The organism is Halorubrum sp. FL23, from assembly GCF_052439115.2.
Taxonomy (GTDB): domain Archaea; phylum Halobacteriota; class Halobacteria; order Halobacteriales; family Haloferacaceae; genus Halorubrum; species Halorubrum persicum.
Window position 1 is genome coordinate 89,298 of record NZ_JBQVRO020000003.1, and the last position, 22,716, is coordinate 112,013.

A 22,716-nucleotide genomic window follows, 5' to 3' on the forward strand; every position below is an offset into this window, starting at 1 on the left:
GGCGCGGGGCGCCATGGCGGTTTCGGTCGGGATCGAGACTCGCTGGGTCGGCGAGACATCGCAGCGCCGTATTCCCGCGACCTCACACGCTCCGAAGTCCCTAAGAGCGGCGCGCCCCCAGCATGTGTATGCAGTCGCTCGTCATCGTCGCACACGGCTCACACCTCAATCCGGAGTCGAGCGCGCCGACGTACGACCACGCGGACACCATCCGCGCGACCGGCGCGTTCGACGAGGTAACGACCGGCTTCTGGAAGGAGGAGCCGCACTTCCGGGAGGTGCTCCGCACCGTCGAGGGCGACGAGATCTACGTCGTCCCGCTGTTCGTCTCCGAGGGGTACTTCACCGAACAAGTGATCCCCCGCGAGCTCCGGCTCGACGGCTGGGACGTCTCCGAGTGGGACTCCGACGGGCTCTCTGCCGACCAGGCCACCCTCGTCGCCGAGGACATCGGTCGCGAGGTCCACTACTGCGGTCCCGTGGGGACCCACCGCGCGATGACCGACGTGATCGTCCGGCGCGCGGAGTCGGTCACCGGCGACCCCGACGTGGGCGACGACTTCGGCCTCGCCGTCGTCGGTCACGGCACCGAGCGCAACGAGAACAGCGCGAAGGCGATCGAGTACCACGCCGACCGGATCGCCGAACGCGACCGCTTCGACGAGGTGCGCGCGCTCTACATGGACGAGGACCCCGAGGTCGACGACCTCCCCGAGTTCTTCGAGAGCGACGACGTGGTCCTCGTCCCGCTGTTCATCGCCGACGGCTACCACACCCAAGAGGACATCCCGGAAGACGTTGGACTCTGTGAGGATCACACCGAGGGGTACGACGTGCCCGAGACGGTCGACGGCACCCGGATCTGGTACGCGGGCGCGGTCGGCACCGAACCGCTGATGGCCGACGTGATCCTGGAGCGCGCGGCCGACGCCGGCGCCGACCTCGGGACCGCGCTCGACGACGTGCGCGAGACGACCCGCGTCGCCACGGGGGACTGACCGTGAGCGACGTTACTCCCGCGGCGACCGACGAGCCCGCAGTGCCTGACATCGACCTCCCGAGCGACGCCTTCGACGCGGTCCTCGACGCGCTCGCCGACCGCGAGGCCGGCGACCCCCTCCGGTTCGAAGGGTTCAGCGTGGTGCGGAGCGGCGAGGACGACAAGGGGGACGGCGCATCCGCCGAGGACACCGCCGGCGGGTACGTCCTCGTCGACGGCGACCGCCGGACCGGGCTGAGCGAGCGAGAGCTCCACGAGGCGCTGGCCGAGCGCGCGCCCGCCGTCACCGACTGGTACGTCTTCGAGCGCGTGGTCGGCGAGTTCGGCCCGCGGCGCGCCTTCCTGCGCTGGCTGGAGGACGCCGACGGCGCGACGGTGGCGGCCCGATACGCCGCGCTCGCGGAGGGGATCGAGCGCGCGTGGGGCGAACTGACGATCACGGCCACCGTCACCGACCGCGGCGAGCGGCGGTACGACGTGCGCCACGCCGACGACGACGGCGTCCCGATCGACGAGCTCGACGCGTACGACGACCCCCTCGACGCCCGCGATCTCGTGACGCTCGACGAGAAGGGGCGCTACCGCCCCCTCAAGACCGCGCCGTCGCTCGCCGGCGGCTGGGCCTTCCCCGACCTCGGCCCGCGGGACGCGTACGAGACGGTCGAGACGATCTACCCCGCGACCGTTGCGAACTGGCACCGGGAGCGCGAGGGCGAGCTCGACGTGAACCACTGGCGCGAGACGATGGCGCGCCAGTCCGGCATCTACGGCGTGGTGAAGACGTGGGACCGCGGCGAGGGGCACGAACACGTCGACTGGGTGGCGGAGGCGTGCTGTGACGACTCGCAGTGTCTGAAGCGACGCGAGTGGCAGTACGACGACGAGACCGATCTCGACGTCGACGGCGGGGACGGCGTCTTCCCCTGCCGGGAGCCCTGCTCGGTCGTCGTCTCGGCCGCGCGCAAGTGGACGCGGCTCGAAAGCGAGCAGCCCCGGACCTACGAGTTCGAACTGACGCCGAGCGAGAAGGAGCAGGTGGAGGACATCATCGACGCGGTCGCGGACGGTCGGATCGACGAGATCCGCGAGGCCGACACGAAGGAAGGCGCGAACCGCTACCGAACCCGGTTTTTGCGCGCCAAGCTGTTCGACGACGAGGGGAACCTCGGCGGCGTGCCGACCGAGCCCGAAGGGGACGGCGAGGAGTAACACCCCCGGCATCGGGGAGGAATAGGGCCCCGACGTTCACCGCGTTGACTTTGGGTAGTCACGCGTACAGCCGCGCATGCGGGCGATCATAAACCCTGTCGCGAAAGCTTTAGACGGGGGAGCGGCCTACTCCGGGGCAATGAGTCGCGGCCCCGAACTGATCATCACGGAGAAGGACAACGCGGCGCGTCGCATCGCCGACATCCTGAGCGGCGAGTCCGCGACGGCGGAGCGGGAGAACGACGTGAACGTGTACAAGTGGGGCGGCAAGCGGTGTATCGGCCTCTCGGGCCACGTCGTCGGCGTCGACTTCCCCGCGGAGTACAACGACTGGCGCGACGTGGAGCCGGTCGAGCTGATCGACGCGCCGGTCACTAAGGAGCCGACCCAGGAGGGGATCGTCGCCGCGCTCCGGAAGCTCGCGCGCAACGCCTCCCGAGTCGTCATCGCGACCGACTACGACCGCGAGGGCGAGCTGATCGGCAAGGAGGCGTACGAGCTGGTGCGCGAGGTGAACGAGGACGCCCCGATCGACCGAGTCCGGTTCTCCTCGATCACCGAAAACGAGGTGCGGGAGGCGTTCGCGAACCCCGACGAGCTCGACTTCGATCTGGCCGCCGCCGGCGAGGCCCGACAGGTGATCGATCTGACGTGGGGGGCGGCGCTGACCCGCTTCCTCTCCCTGTCGGCCCGGCAGCTCGGCGACGACTTCATCTCGGTGGGGCGGGTCCAGGGACCGACGCTCAAGCTGATCGTCGACCGCGAGCGCGAGATCCAGGCGTTCGACCCCGAGTCCTACTGGGAGCTGTACGGGAACCTGACCAAGTCCGGCGGCGACCCCTTCGAGGCGCGCTACTTCTACTTAAACGACGAGGGCAACGAGGCCGAGCGCGTCTGGGACGGCGACGTCGCCGAGGTGCTCACCGAGGCGCTCGACGCGGCCGGCGAGGCGGTCGTCGACGACGTGCGCCGCCGCACCCGCACCGACGACCCGCCGACCCCCTTCAACACCACGGCGTTCATCCGCGCCGCGGGGTCGCTCGGCTACTCCGCACAGCGCGCGATGTCGCTCGCTGAGGATCTGTACACCGCCGGCTACGTCACCTACCCGCGGACGGACAACACGGTGTACCCCGACGATCTGGACCCGCGCGAACTGATCGAGGAGCTGTCGGCGGCCTCGACGTTCGGGGCGGACGCGAAGAGCCTGCTGGACGCCGACCGCGAGATCGAACCCACCGAGGGCGACGAGGAGACGACCGACCACCCGCCGATCCACCCCACCGGGGAGCTACCCTCGGCGTCGGACCTCTCGGAGGACGAGTGGGAGGTGTACGAGCTGATCGTCCGCCGCTTCTTGGCGACCTGCGCCGAGCCCGCGACGTGGGAGCGGCTCCGGGTCGTGGCGCTCGCGAACGGCGAGGCGACCGCGATCGCGGAGCGCGCGGACGGTCTCGCCGCCCTCCGCGACCCGGACGAGGCGTCCGGTCCCGGCGACCTCGCCGCCGACGGCGGGCTCCGACTGAAGGCGAACGGGAAGCGCCTCTTGCAGGCCGGCTACCACGACGTGTACCCGTACCGCTCCAGCGACGAGCGCATCGTCCCCGACGTCGAGGTCGGCGAGACGCTCGCGCTCACCGACCGGCGGACGGACGCGAAGGAGACCCAGCCGCCCCGTCGGTACGGGCAGTCCCGGCTGATCGAGGAGATGGAGAAGCGCGGCGTCGGCACGAAGGCGACCCGCCACCGCACGCTCGAAAAGCTGTACGACCGCAACTACATCGAGAGCGACCCGCCGCGGCCCACCCGACTCGCCGAGGCGGTCGTCGAGGCGGCCGAGGAGTTCGCCGAGCACATCGTGAGCGAGGAGATGACGGCGCAGCTCGAACGCGACATGCAGGCGATCGCCGCGGGAGAGAAGGAGTACGACGAGGTGACCGAGGAATCGCGGGCCCTCCTCGAGCGCGTGTTCGATGACCTCACCGAGTCGCGCGAGGCGGTCGGCGACCACCTCCAGAAGTCGCTGAAGGCGGACAAGACGCTCGGTCCCTGTCCCGAGTGCGGCGCCGACCTCCTCGTCCGGAAGTCCCGGCAGGGGTCGTACTTCGTCGGCTGCGACGGCTACCCGGACTGCGAGTACACCCTGCCGCTCCCGTCCACGGGGAAGCCCCTCATCCTCGACGAGACCTGCGAGGAGCACGACCTCCGCCACGTGAAGATGCTCGCGGGCCGGAAGACGTTCGTCCACGGCTGCCCGCAGTGCAAGGCCGACGAGGCCGACGAGCAGGAGGACGAGGTGATCGGGACGTGCCCCGACTGCGGCGAGGAACACGGGGGCCAACTGGCGATCAAACGGCTTCGCTCCGGCTCCCGGCTCGTCGGCTGCACGCGCTACCCCGACTGCGACTACTCGCTCCCGCTTCCCCGGCGCGGCGAGATCGAGATTACCGACGAGACCTGCGAGGAGCACGACCTCCCGCACCTCCGCGTCCACTCCGGCGACGAGCCGTGGGAGCTCGGCTGCCCCATCTGCAACTACCGGGAGTTCACCGCCCAGCAGGAGGGGTCGGAGCTGCAGACCGTCGAGGGGATCGGCGAGAAGACCGCCGAGAAGCTGAAAGACGCCGGCGTCGACGGCGTCGACGATCTCAAGTCGATCGATCCGGACGATCTGGCCGCCGACGTCGACGGAGTCGGCGCGGACACGGTCCGCGACTGGCAGGCGAAGGCGGACTGATCGGTGGCCGGCGGCGGCATCCCTCACAGTTTATACGCTCGGGGCCCATCCGACGTGTCATGAATGGATCGTGACGGCGAGTCGACACCCCGTGTCGTACGGTCGTTCGTCGAGGCAGTTCCGACCCCGACCGTAGCCTGCGATCCCGAAACGCACGCCATCAGGGCGACGAACACGCCGGCGACCGCGCTGCTCGGACAGGACCGCGGGACCCTGACGCTGATGGGGCTCTCGGACCTGGGCGAAGCAGACGAAACGACCGACGGCGAGCCGGTGTCCGCGGCGGTCGCCGACGCGGTCGACCGGGAGGGCGTCACCGAGTTCGAGTGGGAAATCGGCGGAGAGCGGGGACGCCGACGGCTCTCGCTGTCGCTTCACACGACGACGATCGCCGACGAGCGGTGGCTGATCGTCGGGCTGACCGACGTGACCGACCGCGTGGTCGCAGAGGCCGATCTCCGGTCGCAGCTGCGGATCGTCGACGCCATCGCCTCGACCGTGCCGACCGCGCTGTTCCAGTGTTCCGCGGACGGAACGCTCTCGCGATGGAACGCCCGGCTCGCCGACGACGCCGACCGCGGCGGCGAGGAGCTGTCGGGGACCGACCTGACGGCGCTGTTCGACGACGAGACCCGCGGTGCCGTCGCCGAGGCGCTCCGGCGCGTGTACCGCGAGAACGAGCCGGCCGACTGCGAGGCGACGCTGCTGACGCGGGCCGGAGAGCGCGTTCCCTACCGGCTCGCGCTGGGGCCGATCGTCGACGGCGGCGAGGTCGTCGGCGCGGTCGGCGTCGGCGAGGACCGCACGGAGGCGTCGATCCGCGAGGAGCGGCTCGCCGCCCTGACGCGGGTGCTCCGACACAACTTCCGGAACGATCTCAACGTGGTGATCGGGTTCACCGAGCGGGCCCTCGAGAGCACCGACGACCCGACGCGAGCGACGGAGCTCCAACGCGTCGTCGACACGGCCGAGCGCCTCCTCCGCGTCGGCGAGACCTCTCGGAGCGTCGAGCGGCTCCTCGCCGACCGCCCCGCGCCCGGTCCGATCGACCTCGCCGACGCGGTCGACGAGGCGCTGCTCTCGCTCTCGCCCGACCTCCGCAGGAGCGCGGACATCGAGGTCGACGTGCCGGATGGGATCACGGTGTCGGCGATCGGCTACCTCGCCGAGGCGATCGAAGAGCTCGTCGACAACGCGATCCGCCACAACGACGCCGAGCGCCCGCAGGTGGAGATCACGGCCGCCAAGCTTCCGAGCGAGTCGTGGGCGTCGCTCGTCGTCACCGACGACGGGCCGGGGATGCCGGCCGCCGAGCGCGCGGTGCTCACCGGCGAGGAGACGCCGTTGGAGCACGCCAGCGGGCTCGGCCTCTGGTACGTCAACTGGATCGTCGGCACCGGAGGCGGCGGCTTCGACATCAGCGAGAGCAAGACCGGCGGGACGCGAGTCGAGATGGAGCTGCAGACGCCGAACGGCGGGTGAGGCGGAGAGCGGTCGGTCCGCCGGGCGGCGTCACTCGACGAGTCGGACCTCGTCGCCGACCGCGACCGCGTCGGCCGCGCCGGCGGGAAGCTCGATCACCGTGTCTGCGCGCCCGCGACCCAGCCCGACGAACGGGGCGAGCCGCTTCGTCGTCTGGACCTCGCCGTCGACGAGCCACAGCGCGTCGATCGCGAAGGGGACGAACAGCATGTGGAGCCACTGCGTGTCCGGAGCGTCGAAGGGGAACACGAGCGCGTAGTCGTCCGGGATCGACCGCCGGAACATCAGCCCGCGGCCCTGTTCGAGCGTCGAGCGCGCCACGTCGACGTCGCTCGCGAGGAGCGACGACGCGTCGTCGCCGTCCGGCGAATCGCCGTGGTCAGAGGAAGCGCGTCGATGGACGAGTCGCACGCCGGACACGTGGCGGGCGGCGGATAAATAGCCTCGCGATCGGGCGGCGGGACCGACGGTGCGCGGTCGGAATCGGTTCCGGGCGACCCGCGACTAGCTCGCGTCGCCGTACGTCTCGTCGAGGTACTCGACGATGTCGTCGCTCTCGGACATCCCCTCGATCCCGTTGGCCTCGTCGACGAGGACGGGAACGCCGGTCTGTCCGCTGATCTCCTCCACCTCGGTGCGCTCGCCGTGCGAGCGCGGCACCAACACCGACTCGTACTCCAGCCCGAGGTCGGCGAGTTTGGTCTTCACTTTCGCGCAGTACGGGCAGCCTTCCAGTTCGTAGAGCGTCAGATCCGTCATCGGTTCCCCATACGGTACAGACCCGTAAAGAAGTACGGTGGGCGGTGCACGCCGCGCGCACGGGCGGTGAGAGAGACGGGAAAGCGGGCGGTTGGAAGCAGACGATTGGAAGCGGGCGATCGGATACGAGTGATTCGGGGCGACCGGACGCAAACGCCGGACCCGGATCGGACGGACGACGCCCGGTCTCAGAGGATGATGCCGCGCGTCTGCAGCACGTAGTAGACCACGAGCAGCGCCGCGATGACGTACTGGCCGAGCGCGACCTCGTCGTACTCGCCGACCGCGACCTTGATCAGCGGGTAGGCGACGATGCCGGCAGCGAGTCCGTCGGCGATCGAGTAGGCGAACGGCATCACGGTGACCGTGAGACCCGCGGAGACCGCCCACGCGGGGTCGTCCCAGTCGACCTCGACGAGCCCCCGAAGCATCATGATCCCGACGACGATCAGCGCGATGAAGGAGGCGTACTCGGGGATCGCGGCGACGACGGGGATCACGGCGAGCGACGCGAGGAAGAGCGCGGCGACGACCAGCGCGGTGAGCCCGGTGCGACCGCCCTCCTCGACGCCCGCGGACGACTCGATGAACGTCGTCACCGTCGAGGTGCCGACCATCGCGCCGAAGGTGGTCCCGACCGCGTCGGCCATCAGCGGCCTGTCCATGTCGGGCAGGTCGCCGTCCTCATCGAGGAAGTCGCCGAACTGTGAGATGCCGATGAGCGTCCCCGCGGTGTCGAAGAAGTCGACGAAGAAGAACGTGAACACGACCAGCACGAACGTGAGCGGGTCGATGTCGGCCAGCCCGTCGACGAACGCGCCCGCGAGCGGCGTGATGTCGTACTGCGCCGACGGCAGCGTCTCCGGCGTGACCGTCCCGCGGGCGAAGACGCCGCCGAGGGTGAGCGCCCAGCCGGCGATCGCGGTCGTCGCGATGCCGATGACGATGGCGCCCGTGATGTCGCGCGCCCACAACACGAACGTCAACACCAGTCCCATGATCCCGAGGATCGCCCACGGGTTCGCGAAGACGCCGCCGAGCGTGACCAGCGTCGTGTCGTCCGGCACGACGATCTGGAGCTCCTGAAGCCCGATGAAAAGCAGGAACAGCCCGATGCCCGCGCCGACCGAGCGCTTCACCGGCTCCGGGAACAGCCGGATGACGTACTCGCGCGCGCCAACCAGGGTCAGGAGTATGAACAGGACTCCCTCGACGAAGACGGCGGCCAGCGCGGTCTGCCACGGGACGCCGAGCCCATCCACAACCGTGTACGCGAAGAAGGCGTTGAGGCCGAGCCCGGGCGCGAGCCCGAACGGCCGGTTCGCGTACAGTGCCATCACCGCCGTCGCCACCGCCGCCGAGAGGACGGTCGCGATGGCGATCATCTGGACCACCTCGAAGAAGTCGTACCCGGGTATCTGGATCGCGTCGGCCAAGATGAACGGGTTCACGGCGATGATATACGACATCGCGAGGAACGTCGTGAGTCCGGCGACCAGTTCGGTGCGGACATCTGACCCGTGCGCCTCCACGTCGAACCGCGCGGCCAGCGTGTCTGAAAGCCCCATTGAACGGGTGGAGATACCCCCGGATCGGGTGATAAGGCTTGCTGAACGCCGCGCTCAGTAATACATGAATACGGATCGAGATGGAGTGATTTCCTGTCTATCTCCGAATAGTATGCGCGAACGTGGCTACTCGAACGTCGTCAGCGCGCCGACCGGCGCGTCGGTGATCGCTCGCGCGCGGTCCATCCCCTCGTCGCCGACCGCGATGAGCGCGAACACGCCGGTGACGTCGGCGTCGCCTTGGAGCGCGATGTCGAGGAGGAGTTCTTGAGTCTCGCCCGAGCGGATCAGGTCGTCGACGACCAGCACCGTGTCGCCGGCGTCGATGGCGCTCGCGGGGAGGTAGTAGGTGAGTTCGATGCCCGAGGCCAGCCGCTGGCGCGACTCGATGAACTCCTCGACGGCGGTCTCCTTCGACTTCTTCGCGTACGCGAGCCGGGCGTCGAAGAAGGAGGCCATCGCCGCCCCGAGCGTGATCCCGTCCGTGGCCGCGGTGAGCACCACGTCCGGCGACTCGAACTCGAACGTCTCCGCGGCGACCGGCGCCACCAGGTCGAGGAACGACTGGTCGAAGACGACGCCGGAGTTGTCGACGTACCCCTCGTCGTCGAACTCGACGCGGGCGAGGAGCTCGTCGGCGAGCGCCTCGCGGCCGACCGCCTCGACGACCTCGCTCGCGCGGTCCGTGCCGGGGAGGACGTGACCGTTGACGTACCTGTTCAGGTCGCCCGCGGGCAGCCCGGTGACCTCGGACAGCTCCTCGTAGGTTCGCGTCTCCTTCAGCATCCGCAACACGGCGACCGCCTGCAGCTGGAGGGCCGCCTTCTCAGCTCGGTTCATGTAGATGATCGTGATCGCACAAGTATGAATACGTCGAAGTCCACGGACGAAGGGATCGCCACGAACGTGGGTCTCGGTGCGACCGGCTCGCTCCAGGACGGATGGCGCTACTCCGCCGGGTCGCGGAAGAAGAGGGCAGGGTCGTCGACGGCGAACTCGACCCGGTCGCGGTCGTCGAGCGGGCGGAGTCGGAGCGTCAGCTGCCCCGCGTCGGCCGCGGCCGCTTCGAGCGCGTCCTCGTCCGAGTCGAGGACGTACGTCGGGAGGCAAACGGCGATCTCCGCCGTCGCGTCCTCCGCGACCACCAGCCGGTAGCTGGCCGTCTCGCCCGCCGCCGCGTACACGCGGACCGATCCGATCGCCGCCTCGGAGAGCAGCTCGTTGACCTCGTCGAACTCCGATCCCGGCAACAACACGTGGAGCCGCGCCTCGTCGGCGATCGGGTTCACGTCGCCGGGGTGGAGCGCGAGCGCCTCCCACCCGCGGTCGCGGTACTCCGCCGCGGTCGCCTCGGTGTCGTCGAACACGCGCTGCCACCGCTCGCCGAGGTCGGCTCTGCTCATAGGGAGGGAGCGACGCCGCTGGAAATTAAACCTTCCCGCCTCGGCGCGCGGGTCGATCGGCACGCGAATCGACCGAATGCGCGGCGCTGACACCGGCTATAACCGTGCTACGTGACCACAGATCTTATATCCCCCGATAGTATTGAACTGCCTATGTCACGCGACGACTCGGACGTGAACCGTCGGACGTATCTCACGTACGTCGGAGGCACTGCGGCCGCCGTCGGACTCGCCGGCTGTTCGGGCGACGGCGGCGACGGTTCCGACGGGAGCGACGGCGGCGACGGCGGCGACGGTTCTGACGGGGGCGACGGTTCCAACGGTGAGGACGGGGAACAGCTCCCGGAGCCGGAGACCCGCGAGGAGCACCTCCAGCGAGCGAACCTCCGGCTCAACCAGCGCGCGCCGTGGGTCTTCCTCAACCGCCAGTACAGCGTGTACGGCATCGCGAGCCGGCTCGACTGGACCGCCCGCCGCGACGAGCGGATCGAGGCGCAGGCCATCTCGGTGACCGAGGGCGAGCCGTCGGTCACGATCACCCAGTCGTCGATGGACTCGGGGCTCGACCCCCACGACCACCGCGAGACGCCGACCGACAACATCGTCGTGCAGGCTCACGACGGCGTGCTCGGCCGCAACGCCGACGGCGACATCATCGAGGGGCTCGCGACCAACTACGAGCGGCTCGAAGAGGGCCGGGTCCGGTTCGAGATCCGCGACGGCGTCACCTTCCACAACGGCGACGAGCTCCAGCCGTCGGACATCGCCTACAGCGTCAACCGGGTCGTCGACTCCGAGGTCGGGATCGAGAGCCCGCAGAGCGACCAGCTCGCCGGCGTCACGGGCGCCGAGGTCGTCGACGGCGGCGTCGAGGTGACCTCAGACGGGGTCAACCCGATCGTGTTCTCGCTGTTCGCCTCGTACTGTAAGGTCGTCCAGCAGGACTGGATCGAGTCGCGCGACTCCTCGGAGATCAACTCCGACATGAACGGGACGGGCCCGTTCCAGGTCGTCGAGTACGAACAGGACGTGGAGATCGTCTACGAGCCCTACGAGGACTACTGGGGCGACGCGCCGGAGATCGAGGAGCTGACGATCCGCGCGGCCAGCGAGTCGAGCACGCGCGTCTCGCAGCTGCTCGCCGGCGAGACGGACCTCATCGTCAACGTGCCGCCCCAAGAGGTGAGCCGCGTCCGCGACGAGGACACCACGGAGGTCACGGCGGTGCCGAGCACCCGCGTCATCTTCAACGCGATGCGGTACGACGTGGAGCCCTTCTCCAGCCCGGAGTTCCGGCAGGCGATGAACTACGCCATCGATCTCAACAGCATCATCGAGAGCATCCTGCAGGGGTTCGCCGACCCGACCGGCCAACCCACCCTCGAGGGGTTCGTCGGCGACAACCAAGACGTCGAGCCGTACCCGCAGGACGTCGAGCAGGCCGAACAGCTCGTCGAGGACTCCGGCCACGCCGGCGCCGAGATCACGCTCGAGACGCCCGTGGGCCGGTACCTCCGCGACGTGGAGATCGCGCAGGCCGTCGCCAGCCAGATCAACGAGCTCTCCAACGTCTCCTGTGAGGTCGAGCAGCGCGACTTCGCCTCGCTCGCGGGCGAGGTGACGAGCGGCAACATCGAGGATATGCCGCACTTCTACCTCCTCGGCTGGGGGAACACCACCTTCGACGCCAGCCAGACGATCATCCCGCTGCTCACCTCCGACGGAGCGCTCTCCAGCTACCGGGAAGACGAGGAGGTCGACGAGCTGATGGCCGACTCCCAAAACCTCCCGGGCGGAAACTAAGGCCCGATGGCGCTGGGACGGTTCCTCCTGAAACGCGGGATCCAAGGCGTACTGGTCGTGTGGGGGGTCGTGACCGCGGTGTTCCTGCTGCGGTTCATCACCCCGGGCAACCCGGTGACGTTCGTCGCGCCGCTGGACGCGGGTCAAGAGCTTCGCGCCCAGATAGCCGCGGAGTTAGGTCTCGATCAGCCGCTGTACGTCCAGTACGCCGACTACATCGTCGGGCTGCTGCAGGGAGATATGGGCTACTCGTACCTCCGCGGGACGGAGGCGAGCACGATCGTGCTCGCCCGCGTGCCGGCGACCGTCGAGCTGGCGGTCGCGGCGACCGTCGTCGCGATCGTGATCGCGATCCCGCTGGGCGTCATCAGCGCGACGCGGCGGCGCGAGCCCGCCGACTACGGGGCGACCCTGTTCTCGCTGGTCGGGATCTCGACGCCGAACTTCTGGCTCGGGATCATGCTCATCCTGGTGTTGTCGGTGCAGTTCGACCTGTTCCCGACGAGCCGGCGGCCGATCGGCCTCTTCGAGACGGTCACGTTCCTCGTCACGGTCGACAACGGGATCGCCGCCCCGATGAACGTCGGCGCGTTCCTCGCCGGGCTGCGGACGTGGCTGTGGCACATCGCGCTCCCGGCCGTGACGCTCGGGACGTACTTCACCGCGCTCGTCACCCGGCTCACGCGGAGCGGGATGATCGAGGAGCTCGGACAGCCGTACGTGCGCGCGGCGCGGGCGAAGGGGCTTCCGGAGTCGCTGATCCAGTACAAGCACGCGCTCCAGAACACCCTCATCCCGATCGTCACCGTGTTGGGACTCCAGTTGGGGACCCTGATCGGCGGCGCCGTGATCACGGAGGCCGTGTTCTCGTGGCCCGGGCTCGGCACGCTCGTCATCGACTCGATCAACGTGCGCGACTGGCCGCTGATCCAGGGGTCGCTGATCGTGATCGGGACCGGGTTCGTGCTGATCAACATCTTCGTCGACGCGCTGTACGCGTACCTCAATCCGCGGGTGGTCCACTGATGATGAACCGAAACTGCTCCGCTCGCTCACGTGGTGTCGAGTGTCGTCCGATCGGCGTCGGGTGCCGGCCGATCGAGGTCGCACGCGGGGAGTCCCCCCGACGTGAGCCCCCGACGATCGCTCCCGAGGTGAGCGTCCGATGATCTCGCCCCGGACGCTCCGGAACCTCCGGAGCGAGCTCTCCCGGAGCCTCCTCGCGAAGCTCGGGATCGCGATCCTCGCGGTCATCCTGTTTACCGCGCTGTTCGCTCCGCTCCTGGCGCCCCACGACCCGACGGAGCAGGACCTCGACAACACGAACATCCCGCCGCTCGGCTTCACGGCGACGGAGAACCAGACGACCTCGGAGATGGTCGACGGCGAGGTGAAGATCGTCGAGAAGCAAGTCGTCGTCAACACCACGGCCGAGCACCCGCTCGGGACCGATTCGCTCGGCCGGGACGTGCTCTCGCGGACGATGTTCGGCGCGCGCACGTCGCTGCTGGTCGGCCTGTTCGGGACCGCGATCGCCGTCGTGCTCGGCGTCACCGTCGGGATCACGGCCGGCTACTACGGCGGCCGGATCGACGACGCGCTGATGCGCTTCGCCGACGTGATGTTGGCGTTCCCGTCGCTCGTGTTGGCGATCGCGCTCATCGGGCTGTGGGGACAGGCCTCGCTCCGTCTCCCCGACCCGCTGGTCGCGTCCGGAATCGCCTCTCAGACGATGCCCGAGAGCATCGTGTTACCGGGGACCGTGATCGCCGTCGTCGCGCTCGTGAACTGGGTGTGGTTCGCCCGCGTCGCGCGGGGGGAGGCGCTCTCCGTGCGCGACCAGGAGTACGTGAAGGCGGCGCGATCGATGGGCGGAAGCGACCTCCACGTCATACTCAAACACGTGCTCCCGAACAGCCTGACGCCGATCCTCGTGCTCGCGACGATCCAGATCGCCGCGATCATCCTGCTCGAGTCCTCGCTGTCGTTCCTCGGCTTCTCCGGGGCACAGCTCTCGTGGGGCTTCGACATCGCGCAGGGGCGGCAGTACCTCTCGTCGTCGTGGTGGATCGCGACCGTCCCCGGGTTGGCCATCGTCGCCGCCGTCGTCGGCATCAACCTGATCGGTGACTGGCTGCGCGACGCCCTCGATCCGGGGATCGAGGGACAGGGGGGTGCGTCGTGACCGACCTGCTGCGCGTCCGCGACCTCTCGACGCGCTTCTTCACCGAGGAGGGACAGATCAACGCGGTCGAGGGCGTCTCCTTTACCGTCGAGGCCGGCTCCGCCCTCGGCGTCGTCGGCGAGTCCGGCAGCGGGAAGTCCGTCACCGGGCTCTCGCTCATCGATCTGGTCGAGTCGCCGGGAGAGATAACCAGCGGGGAGATCTGGTACAACAACGCCGACCTCGCGGAGCGGGTCGAGAGCGACCGGCCGGAGGCGGTCGACGGCGACTTCGTCGATCTCCGCCGGCTCTCCGAAGCGGAGCGTCGGTCGCTCCGTGGCTCCGCGTTCAGCATGATCTTCCAGGACCCGATGAGCAGCTTCAACCCCTCGATCACCGTCGGCGAGCAGATCGCCGAGGCGGCCGAGGTGCAGCGCCGCGCGAGCGCGAACCCGCGCTCGACCCGGTCGCGGACGCAGGGGTACGGGCTGGGTCGGATGCTCCTAGACGGCGTCCTCCCCGACCGCTCGTACACCTCAGAGGAGAGCTGGGACCGCGCGGTGGAGCTGCTCGAGCGCGTCGGCATCCCGGACCCGGCCGAGCGCGCCGAGGAGTACCCCCACCAGTTCTCCGGGGGGATGTTACAGCGCGCGATGATCGCGCAGGCGCTCGCCGGCGATCCGGATCTGCTCGTGGCCGACGAGCCGACGACCGCGCTGGACGTGACGATCCAGGCGCAGATTCTGGACCTGCTCGCCGACCTCCAGGAGACCATGGAGATGAGCGTCGTGCTCATCACCCACAACTTGGGCGTCATCGCCCGGGTCGCCGACCGGGTGAGCGTCATGTACGCCGGCGAGGTGGTCGAGCGCGGCACCCTCGACGACGTGTTCGGCGACCCGGTCCACCCGTACACGAAGGGGTTGCTGGGCTCGGTCCCGGACATCGACCGCCCCGGCGAGCGGCTCGAACCCATCGCCGGCAACGTGCCGGACCTCGTCGACGCGAACATGCCCGACCGCTGCTACTTCGCCGACCGCTGTCCGAAAGCCATGACCGACTGTCTCACGCGACCGCCGGAGTACGAGGTGAGCGGCAACCACCGCGCCCGCTGCGTGCTCGCCGAGCGCGAGTACAGCGAGGCCGACGCGGTCTCCGACGCGAGGCTCTCGGGGCCGACCGACGGCGGCGCAGGTGCCGCCTCGGACGGGTCGAGCGCGCCAGACGGGGAGGTGAGCGATGACTGACCCGCTGGTCCGCGTCGACGGCCTCGAGAAGTACTACTACGAGAACGACACGCTTCTGGACCGGCTGACCGGCGCGGAGCCGGAGGCCGTGCGGGCGGTCGACGGCGTCTCCTTCGAGGTCCGCGAGGGCGAGACGCTCGGCGTCGTCGGCGAGTCCGGCTGCGGGAAGTCGACGCTCGCGGAGACGCTGATGCGGCTCCGCGAGCCCACGGGGGGTTCCGTGACGTTCGACGGCGACCCGGTGTACGATCTCTCGGGCGACGACCTCGACGCGTTCAGGCGGCGGGCGCAGGTGATGTTCCAAGATCCGTTCTCCAGTCTGGACCCCCGGATGACCGCCGGCGAAATCATCACGGAGCCGCTCGCGATTCACGACGTGGGGACGGTCGCCGAGCGGCGCGAGCGCGCCGAGACCCTCCTGGAGGAGGTCGGCCTCTCCGCCGATCAGATCGATCGGTACCCCCACGAGTTCTCCGGCGGACAGCGCCAGCGCATCGGGTTCGCCCGGGCGCTCGCCATCGATCCGGAGTTCATCGTCCTCGACGAGCCGGTGTCGGCGCTCGACGTGAGCGTCCAGGCGCAGGTGTTGAACCTGCTCGCCGACATGCAGGCGGAGCGCGACCTGACGTACCTGTTCATCGCGCACGACCTGTCGGTGGTGCGGCACATCAGCGACCGCGTCGCCGTGATGTACCTCGGCGAGGTCGTCGAGATCGGTCCCACCGAGGAGATCTTCGAGAGCCCGCAGCATCCGTACACGAAGGCGCTGTTGGAGTCCGTGCCGCGGGCGGACACCGACGAGCGGGACCGCGTCGTCGAGACGATCCGCGGCGACGTACCCTCGCCGCGGAACCCGCCGTCGGGGTGTTCGTTCCGAACGCGGTGCCCGGAGCTGATTCAGCCGCCGGGACTGGACGTGCCGCAGGCGACGTTCCGCGAGATCAGCGACTTCAGGACCCGTATCGAGAACGGCGACATCGACGTGGACCTGCGGTGGGAGCAGGTCGGCGACGCGAACCGCGAAGACCGGGCGGCGTTCGTCGACTCGCTCCGCGAGGAGGCGTTCGACGAGGATCTGCCCGACGCCGACGAGGAGACGGTCCGTGAGGCGATCCGCGCGCTCGCCGACGGGGACCGCGAGACCGCCGCCGCGACGCTTCGGGAGCGGTACCGGTCGCCCTGCGAGGCGGTCGAACCCGCGCTCCCCGCGGGAGACCACCCCGACGCGTGCCTGCTGAACGAACAGCCGGACGACGTGGAAGCGGCCCGCGAGGAGTGGGAAGCGGAGCACGACGCGTCGGGAGCCGGGACGCCGTCGCAGTAGCGTCTCGCGTGTTTTCCGGTGATCGAGCGAGAGTAGCGAGAGGAGAGAGTAACGAAAGGAGAGAGTAGTAAGAGGGGAGAGTAGCGAGAGGAGAGAGTAGCGAGAGGAGGGTGGACGAAGCGGTGAGAACCCCGGAGCCGCTTCGCCTATCGCTCGCGGACGACGACGAACTCCGCGAGGTCCCGGAGGTACTCGATCGCCTCCGTCTCCGGGGGATCCGCGTCGTCGAGCGCGGCCAGCGCGAGGTCTGACTGCTCGCGGGCGCGCTCGTCGATCTCCTCGGGCGACAGCGACGTGACCTGCAGGACCGAGGGGCGGTCCATCTCCGCGTCCTGCCCGGTCGGCTTGCCGAGGTCGTCGGCGTCGGCGGTCGCGTCGAGCACGTCGTCGCGCATCTGGAAGGCGACGCCGACGCGCTCCGCGTACTCGCCGAACGAGTCGACCGCGTCGGGGTCGGCGCCGCCCGCGATCGCCCCCAGCTCGGCGGCCGCGCGGAACAGCGCGCCGGTCTTGCGGCGAGCCAGCTGCATGTACTCGGCCTCGGTGGTCGGGCGGTCGGCGAGTTCGGTGGCCTCGCCCTCGCCGAGTTCGACGAGCGCCTCGGCGACGGTCCGCATCGCCCGGGGCTCGGCGGAGAAGAGCGCGAACGCCTCCCCGAGGAGCCCGTCGCTGGCGATGATCGCCGGGCCGTGGCCGTACTCGGCCCACGCCGACGGCGTGCCGCGACGCACCTCGGAGCGGTCGATGATATCGTCGATCACGAGCGACGCGTTGTGAACGAACTCGATCCCGGCCGCGAAGTCGACGGCCGCGTCGGGGTCGCCGTCGAACGCCTCGCAGGCGAGGATCGTCACTGCGGGGCGGACCCGCTTGCCGCCGGCGAGGACGACGTGGCCGACCTCCGCGGACAGCTCGTCGGGTTCGACCTCGTCGATGACGGCCTCCAGCCGGTCTTCGACCAGCGCGACCCGGCGCTCCAGGTACTCCATCTATTGCACGGTGGGGCCGGTCGCGCAAAGGCCTAACGGAACGGCGCCCGGCCCCGGCTTACGTGAACTGGATGCCGAGATCGTGGAGCCCGTCGTTGTGCTGTGCGACGTTGATGAGAAGCGGCGTGAGCGCCTCGATCTCGGGCGCGTTGGCGATGCCGCCGGCGTCGAGCGCGCGGAGCCCCTCGATCCCCTCCGCGATGTCCGTGACCGTCCGCTTGGCGTCCTCGTCGTCGCCGATCACGAGCGTGTCGATCCCGAGGTCGGCGTCGAGGTTCGCGAGCCGGTCGGCCGCGAGGTTGTGGAACGCGCCCACGACGTCGACGCCGTCGGGCGCGGCGTCCGCCGCGATCCGCGTCACCGACCCCGCGCCGGGCTTGTGGTAGTGGAACCCCTCGTCGTCGCGTTTCATCCCCGTCGCCGGCGAGACGAGGACATCGCCGTCGTCCAGCTCGTCCGCGATCGCCTCGACCGTGTCACCCACGTGGTACGGCGGCACGGCGAGGACCACGACCGTGGCCGCGGCGGCGACCGTCGCGTTCTCGGCGCCCTCGACCGACGCGTCGAGACCGCGGCTCTCCAGCTCCGTGGTGTACTCCTCGGCCTTGTTCTCCGCATTCTCTGCCTCTCGCGAGCCGATCGAGACGCGGTGCGGCGTGTCGGCAGCCAGCCGGAGGGCCAACCCCTCGCCGATGTCGCCGGTGCCGCCGAGTATCGCGATCTTCATGGGATCAGTGGGACCGCTCGCGTCTTAGGGGTTGCGCGACCGGCCGTCCTCGCCGCGGTTCGGACCGAGAGACTCATTTGGGCTCTCGCAGACGCACCCGTATGGAGGAGCAAGACCGCGTGGCCGCGTTCGTCGCCGAGCACGGGCTGGAGACCGACCTCGCGTACCGGGTCCTCGACCTGAAGAGCGAGGTCGGGGAGATCGCGAAGGAGGTGACGACCTCGACCGACTACGGGAGCGACCCCGACGCCGCCGCGGTCGCGCCCGACGAGGTCGGCGACGCGCTGTTCGCGCTGCTCGCGCTCGCGGAGGCCGCAGGGATCGACGCCGACGAGGCGCTCGCGGCGTCGGTGTCGAAGTACGAGGCCCGGATCGACGCGTCTGGCGACGCCGGGTCGGGGCGATAGCGGCCGCGCGTCCGACCGCCGACCTCCCGAAGCAGGCGTCGGTTCAAGTGCGCCGGCCGCGTACCGGACACATGACAGACGCTCCGTCGCTCGCGCTGCGCTACGTCGTCTGCGACGCCTGCGGGACGGTGTTCGCGCTGCCCGACGACCCCGCGGAGCCCGACGCCTGCGCCCGGTGTGGCGCCCGCCCGCTCCGAGAGCTCCGCGGCGTTCGGGGACCGGACGCCTACTTCGCGCCGTGACCCAGTCCGAGATCCGCCGGATCCGCCTCCCCGTCGGCGATCGCCCGCAGTTCCTCGTCGGAGAGCCGGTCGATCACGAAGTCGGGTATCCCGTCAGGAAGTCCCGCCGGAACCGGTCGGTCGCCGGCAGACCCCCTCTTGACCGCCCCACCGTCGGTGCGAGACGCTCGAGCCGATCCGGCGCCGTCTCGGTCGCTCTCGGCCAACCGGCGCACGGTCTGTTCGACCGTTTCGACCGCCTCGGACTGTCGCTCGCTTTCGACCGCTAGGTCCTGCATCTCGTCGGAGATCCGGTTCGACTGCCGGACCACCTCGTCGACCGTGGCGGCGATCTCCTCGGCCGCGGCGGCCTGCTCGTCCGTCACGTCGGAGACCTCGTCGATCCCGCTCGCCGTCTCCGTCACCGCCTCGGCGATCGAGGTGAGGCTCTCCGTCGCGTCGCCGACGCGCTCGCTCCCTTCCTCCACCCGCTCGGTCGTCTCCGCGAGGCTCTCGGCGGTGTCCTCGGTGTCCGTCCGGATCCCCTCGACCATCGATTCGATGTCGCTCGCGTGCTGCTGTGACTCTTCGGCGAGCGATTTGATCTCGTCGGCGACGACGCCGAACCCGGCGCCGGCCTCGCCAGCCCGCGCCGCCTCGATCGAGGCGTTCAGCGCGAGCAGGTTCGTCTGGTCGGCGATCCCGTTGATCGCGTCGACGAACTCGTCGATCTCCTCGACGCGGCGTTGGAGCGACGCGACGTCGTCGGCCACCTCCTCGACCGCGGCGCCGATGTCGTCCATGGCCGCCGCGGCGTCGTCGGCCGCCGCGCGCCCGTCGTCGGCCATCGCCTCAGCCCGGCTGCTCGTGCGCTCGACCTCGTCGGCGGTCGACGCCACCTCCTCGACGGTCGCCGAGAGGTTCGACAGTTCCGAGGAGATCTCGGCGACGCGCTGAGACTGGTCCTCGGACGCGTCACCCACTTCGGCGGCGCTGTCAGCCACGTCCGCCGCCGACTCCCGGAGGTCGCTGAGCGGCTCGCTGACCTCGGCTTCCACCTCGGCCATCAGACGCTCGTTCCGCTCGACCTCGTCGGAGAGCTTCTCGCTGTACGAGTGGATGTACGTGTCCGTGACGACCTGCATGTCGAGGTTGACGATCCGGAGGACGGAGAGGAGATCTTCGACGGCGTCGTCGACCTCCTCCTCGATGGCCGCCTCGGTCTCGGCGGCGACCGCCTCGCCGGCACCGGCGTCGGCCAGCCGGTCTGTGAGCGAGTCGACGAGCCGATCGCCGATGAGCGGGAGGATGAGGTCGTAGTACACGGCGTACTGACCGATGTAGTGTTTCATCGGCATCTCGAGCAGGTCGTGGATTTTCCCGATCCGCGCCCGGTCCTCGAAGTACTCCGGGCCGTAGTCGCCCTGCGCGAGCGTCACGAGATACGCCGACTGGGTCCGCTTGAGCTGGTCGATCCCCTTGTCGGACCGACCGATCACGTCGGTGGTCTGTTCGTGGGCGGTGAGGTTCTCGTAGAAGTCCGCCGCGATCTGGTCGGCGTTCTCCGCGAACGCGTCCTCGTACTGGCGGAGCCGCCGCTCGTCGGCCTCGTCGAACCCGACGAACTCCTTTCGCCACGCGATCTCGTCGGCGTCGAGCCCGATCTCTTCGACGAGCTCGGCAACGTCGAGTCTGTCGTTCAAGCCGCCCTGCCCGAAGTCGTCCCGACCGTACTCTCCCGGGATAGCCATGCTGGGCCCTCCCCTGTCCCGTTATATAAGACATAATATCCGCGTCTCACGGGTGATACTGGTTTGGGCGACGCGGACCCGGAACTGCGCGGCGTCGATTCGAGACCTCGTGGAGGGGGAATCGCCGTGGAGTCCGCGTTACGCCGTTCCTCGACGGTCCAGCGCCCCGTTGATCGCCAGCGGCACGATGACACCGCCGCCGAGGAACAGCGCGATCGGGAGCCACTCCGGGTACGTCGTATCGAGCGATTCGATCGCCAAGGCGAGGGCGACGGTGAGGAGGATGCAGGCACCGATGACGGCGTTCTCGCGGGAGACCATGCGCGACCCGTCGGTCGCCACCGTCAAATCGGTTGCGGCCGCCCGACCGGCGCGCTCAGGCGACATCGCCGAGCCCGAGCGCGCGCAGGTCGACGTTGTCGGCGACGAGGTCCGCGGCGCGGTCGTAGGGGGACCGCCCGCCGTCCGCGCCGCCGGTCGGCTGGGGGCGGTCCGTCGGCCGCGAAGCGTCGGCCGCCGCGAAGACGGTCGACACGAACGCCTCGCAGACCCCCTCGTTCTCGAAGAGGCCGTGGAGGTAGGTCCCGAGCGCGCGGTCGGTCGCCGCGCTCTCCGGACCGAGCGGCCGCGCGACCGGCTCGGTCGGCGACGACCGACCCATGTGGATCTCGTAGCCGGTCGCGGTCCCGGACGCGCCGGCGAGGGGACCGACCCCGTCGACGGTTCGGCTCACGCGCTCCACGCGCTTCTCCGGCGAGAAGCGGGTCTCGACGGGGAGCACGCCGACGCCCTCGACGGTCGACACCGAGCCGGTTCCCTCGATGTCGGCGCCCGTGATCCGCTCGCCGAGGATCTGGTAGCCGCCGCAGAGGCCGACGATCGGGCCCTCGAACTCGCGGAGCGCCTCGTCGACTCCCGCGTCGCGGAGCGCGAGGAGGTCGTCGACCGTGTTCTTCGAGCCGGGGAGGACGACCGCGTCCGCGTCGCCGAGCGGAGCGTCGCCGGAGCCGTCGAGCGGGACGTACGCGACCCGAACGCCGGGCTCGCGAGCGAGCGGTTCCAGGTCGGTGAAGTTCGAGATGCGCGGGAGCCGCGGGACCGCGATCCGGACCGCCGCCTCCTCGGGAACCGCGTCGTCCGCGCCGAGAACGCCCCGATCGCCGGTGGCCGTCTCGTCCGGCAGCGAGAGACTGTCCTCCGCCGGGAGCCCCGGATCGTCGTGCGGCACGACGCCGAGGATCGGGACGCCCGTCCGCTCCTCGATCTCCGCGATGCCGGGCGCCAAGAGGGACGGGTCGCCGCGGAACTTGGTGATGACCGCGCCGGCGACGCGCTCGCGCACGTCGTCGGGGAGGAGTTCGAGGGTGCCGTAGAGGCTCGCGAAGGCGCCGCCGCGCTCGATGTCGACCGCGATCAGGACCGCGGCGTCGGCGAATCGGGCGCACTCGACGTTCGCGAGGTCCCGGTCGTGGAGGTTGATCTCGGCGATGCTCCCCGCCCCCTCGGCGACGATCACGTCGTGGTCGGCCGCGAGGCGGCGATGCGCCGCGACGGCGGCCTCGCGGGCGCCCTCCCAGTGCGACTCGTAGTACTCGCCGGCCGCGGCGTCGCCGACCGCCTCGCCGTCGATCACCAGTTGGCTCTCGCCGTCGCCGCGCGGCTTGAGCAGCACGGGGTTCATGTCGGTCGACGGCGGGACGCGCGCGGCCCGGGCCTGCACGTACTGAGAGACGCCGATCTCGCCCCACTCGCCCTCGGGCGTGAGCGCGACCCGGGCGTTGTTGCTCATGTTCTGGGCCTTGAACGGGGCGACGGCGGCACCGTTCCGGGAGAGGTGGCGGCAGAGCCCGGCCGCAAGCGTGCTCTTGCCGGCGTGGCTCGCCGTGCCGGCGACCAGTATCGTGTCGGTGTCGGGGGCGGTCACG

The 22,716-nt window shown here is 69.9% G+C and carries 21 protein-coding genes; 11 read left to right on the forward strand and 10 right to left on the reverse strand.

Annotated features, from left to right (window positions below; genetic code table 11):
• Window positions 1-128: 128 nt before the first annotated feature.
• From ACT4MF_RS04630 to ACT4MF_RS04645, 4 genes are all read left to right on the forward strand, one after another.
• Complete coding sequence (locus tag ACT4MF_RS04630; RefSeq protein WP_099254569.1) at window positions 129-998, forward strand: CbiX/SirB N-terminal domain-containing protein; 870 nt, start codon at window positions 129-131, stop codon at window positions 996-998.
• Between the two features lie 2 nt (window positions 999-1,000).
• Window positions 1,001-2,209 (forward strand): DR2241 family protein, encoded by a 1,209-nt coding sequence (locus ACT4MF_RS04635; RefSeq protein ID WP_444681879.1) that lies wholly within the window; start codon window positions 1,001-1,003, stop codon window positions 2,207-2,209.
• Window positions 2,210-2,348: 139 nt separating this feature from the next.
• Window positions 2,349-4,946 (forward strand): DNA topoisomerase I, encoded by a 2,598-nt coding sequence (locus ACT4MF_RS04640; RefSeq protein ID WP_444681880.1) that lies wholly within the window; start codon window positions 2,349-2,351, stop codon window positions 4,944-4,946.
• A gap of 63 nt (window positions 4,947-5,009) precedes the next feature.
• Window positions 5,010-6,428 (forward strand): sensor histidine kinase, encoded by a 1,419-nt coding sequence (locus tag ACT4MF_RS04645; RefSeq protein ID WP_444681881.1) that lies wholly within the window; start codon window positions 5,010-5,012, stop codon window positions 6,426-6,428.
• Window positions 6,429-6,458: 30 nt separating this feature from the next.
• Here the strand turns inward: ACT4MF_RS04645 and ACT4MF_RS04650 are convergent, their stop codons facing one another.
• The 5 genes from ACT4MF_RS04650 to ACT4MF_RS04670 form a co-directional block, all read right to left on the reverse strand.
• Entirely contained in the window at window positions 6,459-6,848 is a 390-nt protein-coding gene (locus tag ACT4MF_RS04650) for a DUF192 domain-containing protein (protein WP_099254573.1), read from the reverse strand.
• A gap of 84 nt (window positions 6,849-6,932) precedes the next feature.
• Entirely contained in the window at window positions 6,933-7,187 is a 255-nt protein-coding gene (locus ACT4MF_RS04655) for a glutathione S-transferase N-terminal domain-containing protein (protein ID WP_444681882.1), read from the reverse strand.
• Between the two features lie 188 nt (window positions 7,188-7,375).
• Window positions 7,376-8,755 carry an NCS2 family permease gene (locus tag ACT4MF_RS04660; protein ID WP_099254575.1) on the reverse strand — a complete coding sequence of 460 codons (1,380 nt, stop codon included), beginning with the start codon at window positions 8,753-8,755 and terminating at the stop codon, window positions 7,376-7,378.
• Window positions 8,756-8,881: 126 nt separating this feature from the next.
• Window positions 8,882-9,595, reverse strand: a complete 714-nt coding sequence (locus ACT4MF_RS04665; protein WP_099254576.1) for a phosphoribosyltransferase family protein — start codon at window positions 9,593-9,595, stop codon at window positions 8,882-8,884.
• 107 nt (window positions 9,596-9,702) lie between these two features.
• A complete protein-coding gene (locus tag ACT4MF_RS04670) occupies window positions 9,703-10,158 on the reverse strand; it encodes a DUF7529 family protein (RefSeq protein ID WP_444681883.1) in 456 nt (151 codons plus the stop codon).
• A 153-nt stretch (window positions 10,159-10,311) separates the two neighbouring features.
• On the opposite strand from ACT4MF_RS04670, the gene ACT4MF_RS04675 reads away from it, so the two are divergent.
• The 5 genes from ACT4MF_RS04675 to ACT4MF_RS04695 all read left to right on the forward strand — a co-directional run bounded on the left by ACT4MF_RS04675 (window position 10,312) and on the right by ACT4MF_RS04695 (window position 16,696).
• Window positions 10,312-11,961: an ABC transporter substrate-binding protein gene (locus ACT4MF_RS04675; RefSeq protein WP_444681884.1), complete on the forward strand. Its 1,650-nt coding sequence runs from the start codon at window positions 10,312-10,314 to the stop codon at window positions 11,959-11,961.
• A gap of 6 nt (window positions 11,962-11,967) precedes the next feature.
• The gene (locus ACT4MF_RS04680; RefSeq protein ID WP_099254579.1) at window positions 11,968-12,987 is read left to right on the forward strand and encodes an ABC transporter permease; all 1,020 of its coding nucleotides are present in this window, start codon (window positions 11,968-11,970) and stop codon (window positions 12,985-12,987) included.
• Window positions 12,988-13,126: 139 nt separating this feature from the next.
• A complete protein-coding gene (locus tag ACT4MF_RS04685; RefSeq protein ID WP_444681885.1) occupies window positions 13,127-14,146 on the forward strand; it encodes an ABC transporter permease in 1,020 nt (339 codons plus the stop codon).
• Window positions 14,143-15,372, forward strand: a complete 1,230-nt coding sequence (locus ACT4MF_RS04690) for an ABC transporter ATP-binding protein (protein ID WP_444681886.1) — start codon at window positions 14,143-14,145, stop codon at window positions 15,370-15,372. The genes ACT4MF_RS04685 and ACT4MF_RS04690 overlap by 4 nt, the downstream gene beginning before the upstream one ends.
• Window positions 15,365-16,696, forward strand: a complete 1,332-nt coding sequence (locus tag ACT4MF_RS04695; protein WP_444681887.1) for an oligopeptide/dipeptide ABC transporter ATP-binding protein — start codon at window positions 15,365-15,367, stop codon at window positions 16,694-16,696. The genes ACT4MF_RS04690 and ACT4MF_RS04695 overlap by 8 nt, the downstream gene beginning before the upstream one ends.
• Window positions 16,697-16,842: 146 nt before the next feature.
• Here ACT4MF_RS04695 and ACT4MF_RS04700 read toward each other — a convergent pair whose 3' ends face one another.
• Both ACT4MF_RS04700 and npdG read right to left on the reverse strand, forming a co-directional pair.
• Entirely contained in the window at window positions 16,843-17,685 is an 843-nt protein-coding gene (locus ACT4MF_RS04700) for a polyprenyl synthetase family protein (protein WP_444681888.1), read from the reverse strand.
• 58 nt (window positions 17,686-17,743) lie between these two features.
• Window positions 17,744-18,412, reverse strand: coding sequence for an NADPH-dependent F420 reductase (npdG, locus tag ACT4MF_RS04705; RefSeq protein ID WP_444681889.1), 669 nt, complete (start codon window positions 18,410-18,412; stop codon window positions 17,744-17,746).
• A gap of 101 nt (window positions 18,413-18,513) precedes the next feature.
• Here npdG and ACT4MF_RS04710 point away from each other — a divergent pair, with 101 nt between their 5' ends.
• Entirely contained in the window at window positions 18,514-18,819 is a 306-nt protein-coding gene (locus ACT4MF_RS04710) for a MazG-like family protein (protein ID WP_444681890.1), read from the forward strand.
• Between the two features lie 71 nt (window positions 18,820-18,890).
• On the forward strand, window positions 18,891-19,061 hold the full coding sequence (locus ACT4MF_RS04715) for a hypothetical protein (RefSeq protein ID WP_180271726.1): 171 nt from the start codon (window positions 18,891-18,893) through the stop codon (window positions 19,059-19,061).
• Here the strand turns inward: ACT4MF_RS04715 and ACT4MF_RS04720 are convergent.
• The 3 genes from ACT4MF_RS04720 to ACT4MF_RS04730 all read right to left on the reverse strand — a co-directional run bounded on the left by ACT4MF_RS04720 (window position 19,046) and on the right by ACT4MF_RS04730 (window position 22,715).
• Window positions 19,046-20,791, reverse strand: coding sequence for a methyl-accepting chemotaxis protein (locus ACT4MF_RS04720; RefSeq protein ID WP_444681891.1), 1,746 nt, complete (start codon window positions 20,789-20,791; stop codon window positions 19,046-19,048). The genes ACT4MF_RS04715 and ACT4MF_RS04720 overlap by 16 nt on opposite strands.
• Before the next feature lie 138 nt (window positions 20,792-20,929).
• Window positions 20,930-21,112, reverse strand: a complete 183-nt coding sequence (locus ACT4MF_RS04725; protein WP_444681892.1) for a DUF7987 family protein — start codon at window positions 21,110-21,112, stop codon at window positions 20,930-20,932.
• Window positions 21,113-21,167: 55 nt separating this feature from the next.
• On the reverse strand, window positions 21,168-22,715 hold the full coding sequence (locus ACT4MF_RS04730; protein WP_444681893.1) for a cobyric acid synthase: 1,548 nt from the start codon (window positions 22,713-22,715) through the stop codon (window positions 21,168-21,170).
• Window position 22,716: the final 1 nt, after the last annotated feature.

Excerpts from the sequence above, each read along its gene's own strand:
- ACT4MF_RS04695 (WP_444681887.1), top strand. The coding sequence starts at position 15,365 with ATGACTGACCCGCTGGTCCGCGTCGACGGCCTCGAGAAGTACTACTAC.
- ACT4MF_RS04660 (WP_099254575.1), bottom strand. The coding sequence starts at position 8,755 with ATGGGGCTTTCAGACACGCTGGCCGCGCGGTTCGACGTGGAGGCGCAC.
- ACT4MF_RS04655 (WP_444681882.1), bottom strand. The coding sequence starts at position 7,187 with ATGACGGATCTGACGCTCTACGAACTGGAAGGCTGCCCGTACTGCGCG.
- npdG (WP_444681889.1), bottom strand. The coding sequence starts at position 18,412 with ATGAAGATCGCGATACTCGGCGGCACCGGCGACATCGGCGAGGGGTTG.
- ACT4MF_RS04630 (WP_099254569.1), top strand. The coding sequence starts at position 129 with ATGCAGTCGCTCGTCATCGTCGCACACGGCTCACACCTCAATCCGGAG.
- ACT4MF_RS04715 (WP_180271726.1), top strand. The coding sequence starts at position 18,891 with ATGACAGACGCTCCGTCGCTCGCGCTGCGCTACGTCGTCTGCGACGCC.
- ACT4MF_RS04665 (WP_099254576.1), bottom strand. The coding sequence starts at position 9,595 with ATGAACCGAGCTGAGAAGGCGGCCCTCCAGCTGCAGGCGGTCGCCGTG.
- ACT4MF_RS04685 (WP_444681885.1), top strand. The coding sequence starts at position 13,127 with ATGATCTCGCCCCGGACGCTCCGGAACCTCCGGAGCGAGCTCTCCCGG.
- ACT4MF_RS04670 (WP_444681883.1), bottom strand. The coding sequence starts at position 10,158 with ATGAGCAGAGCCGACCTCGGCGAGCGGTGGCAGCGCGTGTTCGACGAC.
- ACT4MF_RS04645 (WP_444681881.1), top strand. The coding sequence starts at position 5,010 with ATGGATCGTGACGGCGAGTCGACACCCCGTGTCGTACGGTCGTTCGTC.
- ACT4MF_RS04680 (WP_099254579.1), top strand. The coding sequence starts at position 11,968 with ATGGCGCTGGGACGGTTCCTCCTGAAACGCGGGATCCAAGGCGTACTG.
- ACT4MF_RS04710 (WP_444681890.1), top strand. The coding sequence starts at position 18,514 with ATGGAGGAGCAAGACCGCGTGGCCGCGTTCGTCGCCGAGCACGGGCTG.
- ACT4MF_RS04700 (WP_444681888.1), bottom strand. The coding sequence starts at position 17,685 with ATGGAGTACCTGGAGCGCCGGGTCGCGCTGGTCGAAGACCGGCTGGAG.
- ACT4MF_RS04725 (WP_444681892.1), bottom strand. The coding sequence starts at position 21,112 with ATGGTCTCCCGCGAGAACGCCGTCATCGGTGCCTGCATCCTCCTCACC.
- ACT4MF_RS04720 (WP_444681891.1), bottom strand. The coding sequence starts at position 20,791 with ATGGCTATCCCGGGAGAGTACGGTCGGGACGACTTCGGGCAGGGCGGC.
- ACT4MF_RS04675 (WP_444681884.1), top strand. The coding sequence starts at position 10,312 with ATGTCACGCGACGACTCGGACGTGAACCGTCGGACGTATCTCACGTAC.
- ACT4MF_RS04640 (WP_444681880.1), top strand. The coding sequence starts at position 2,349 with ATGAGTCGCGGCCCCGAACTGATCATCACGGAGAAGGACAACGCGGCG.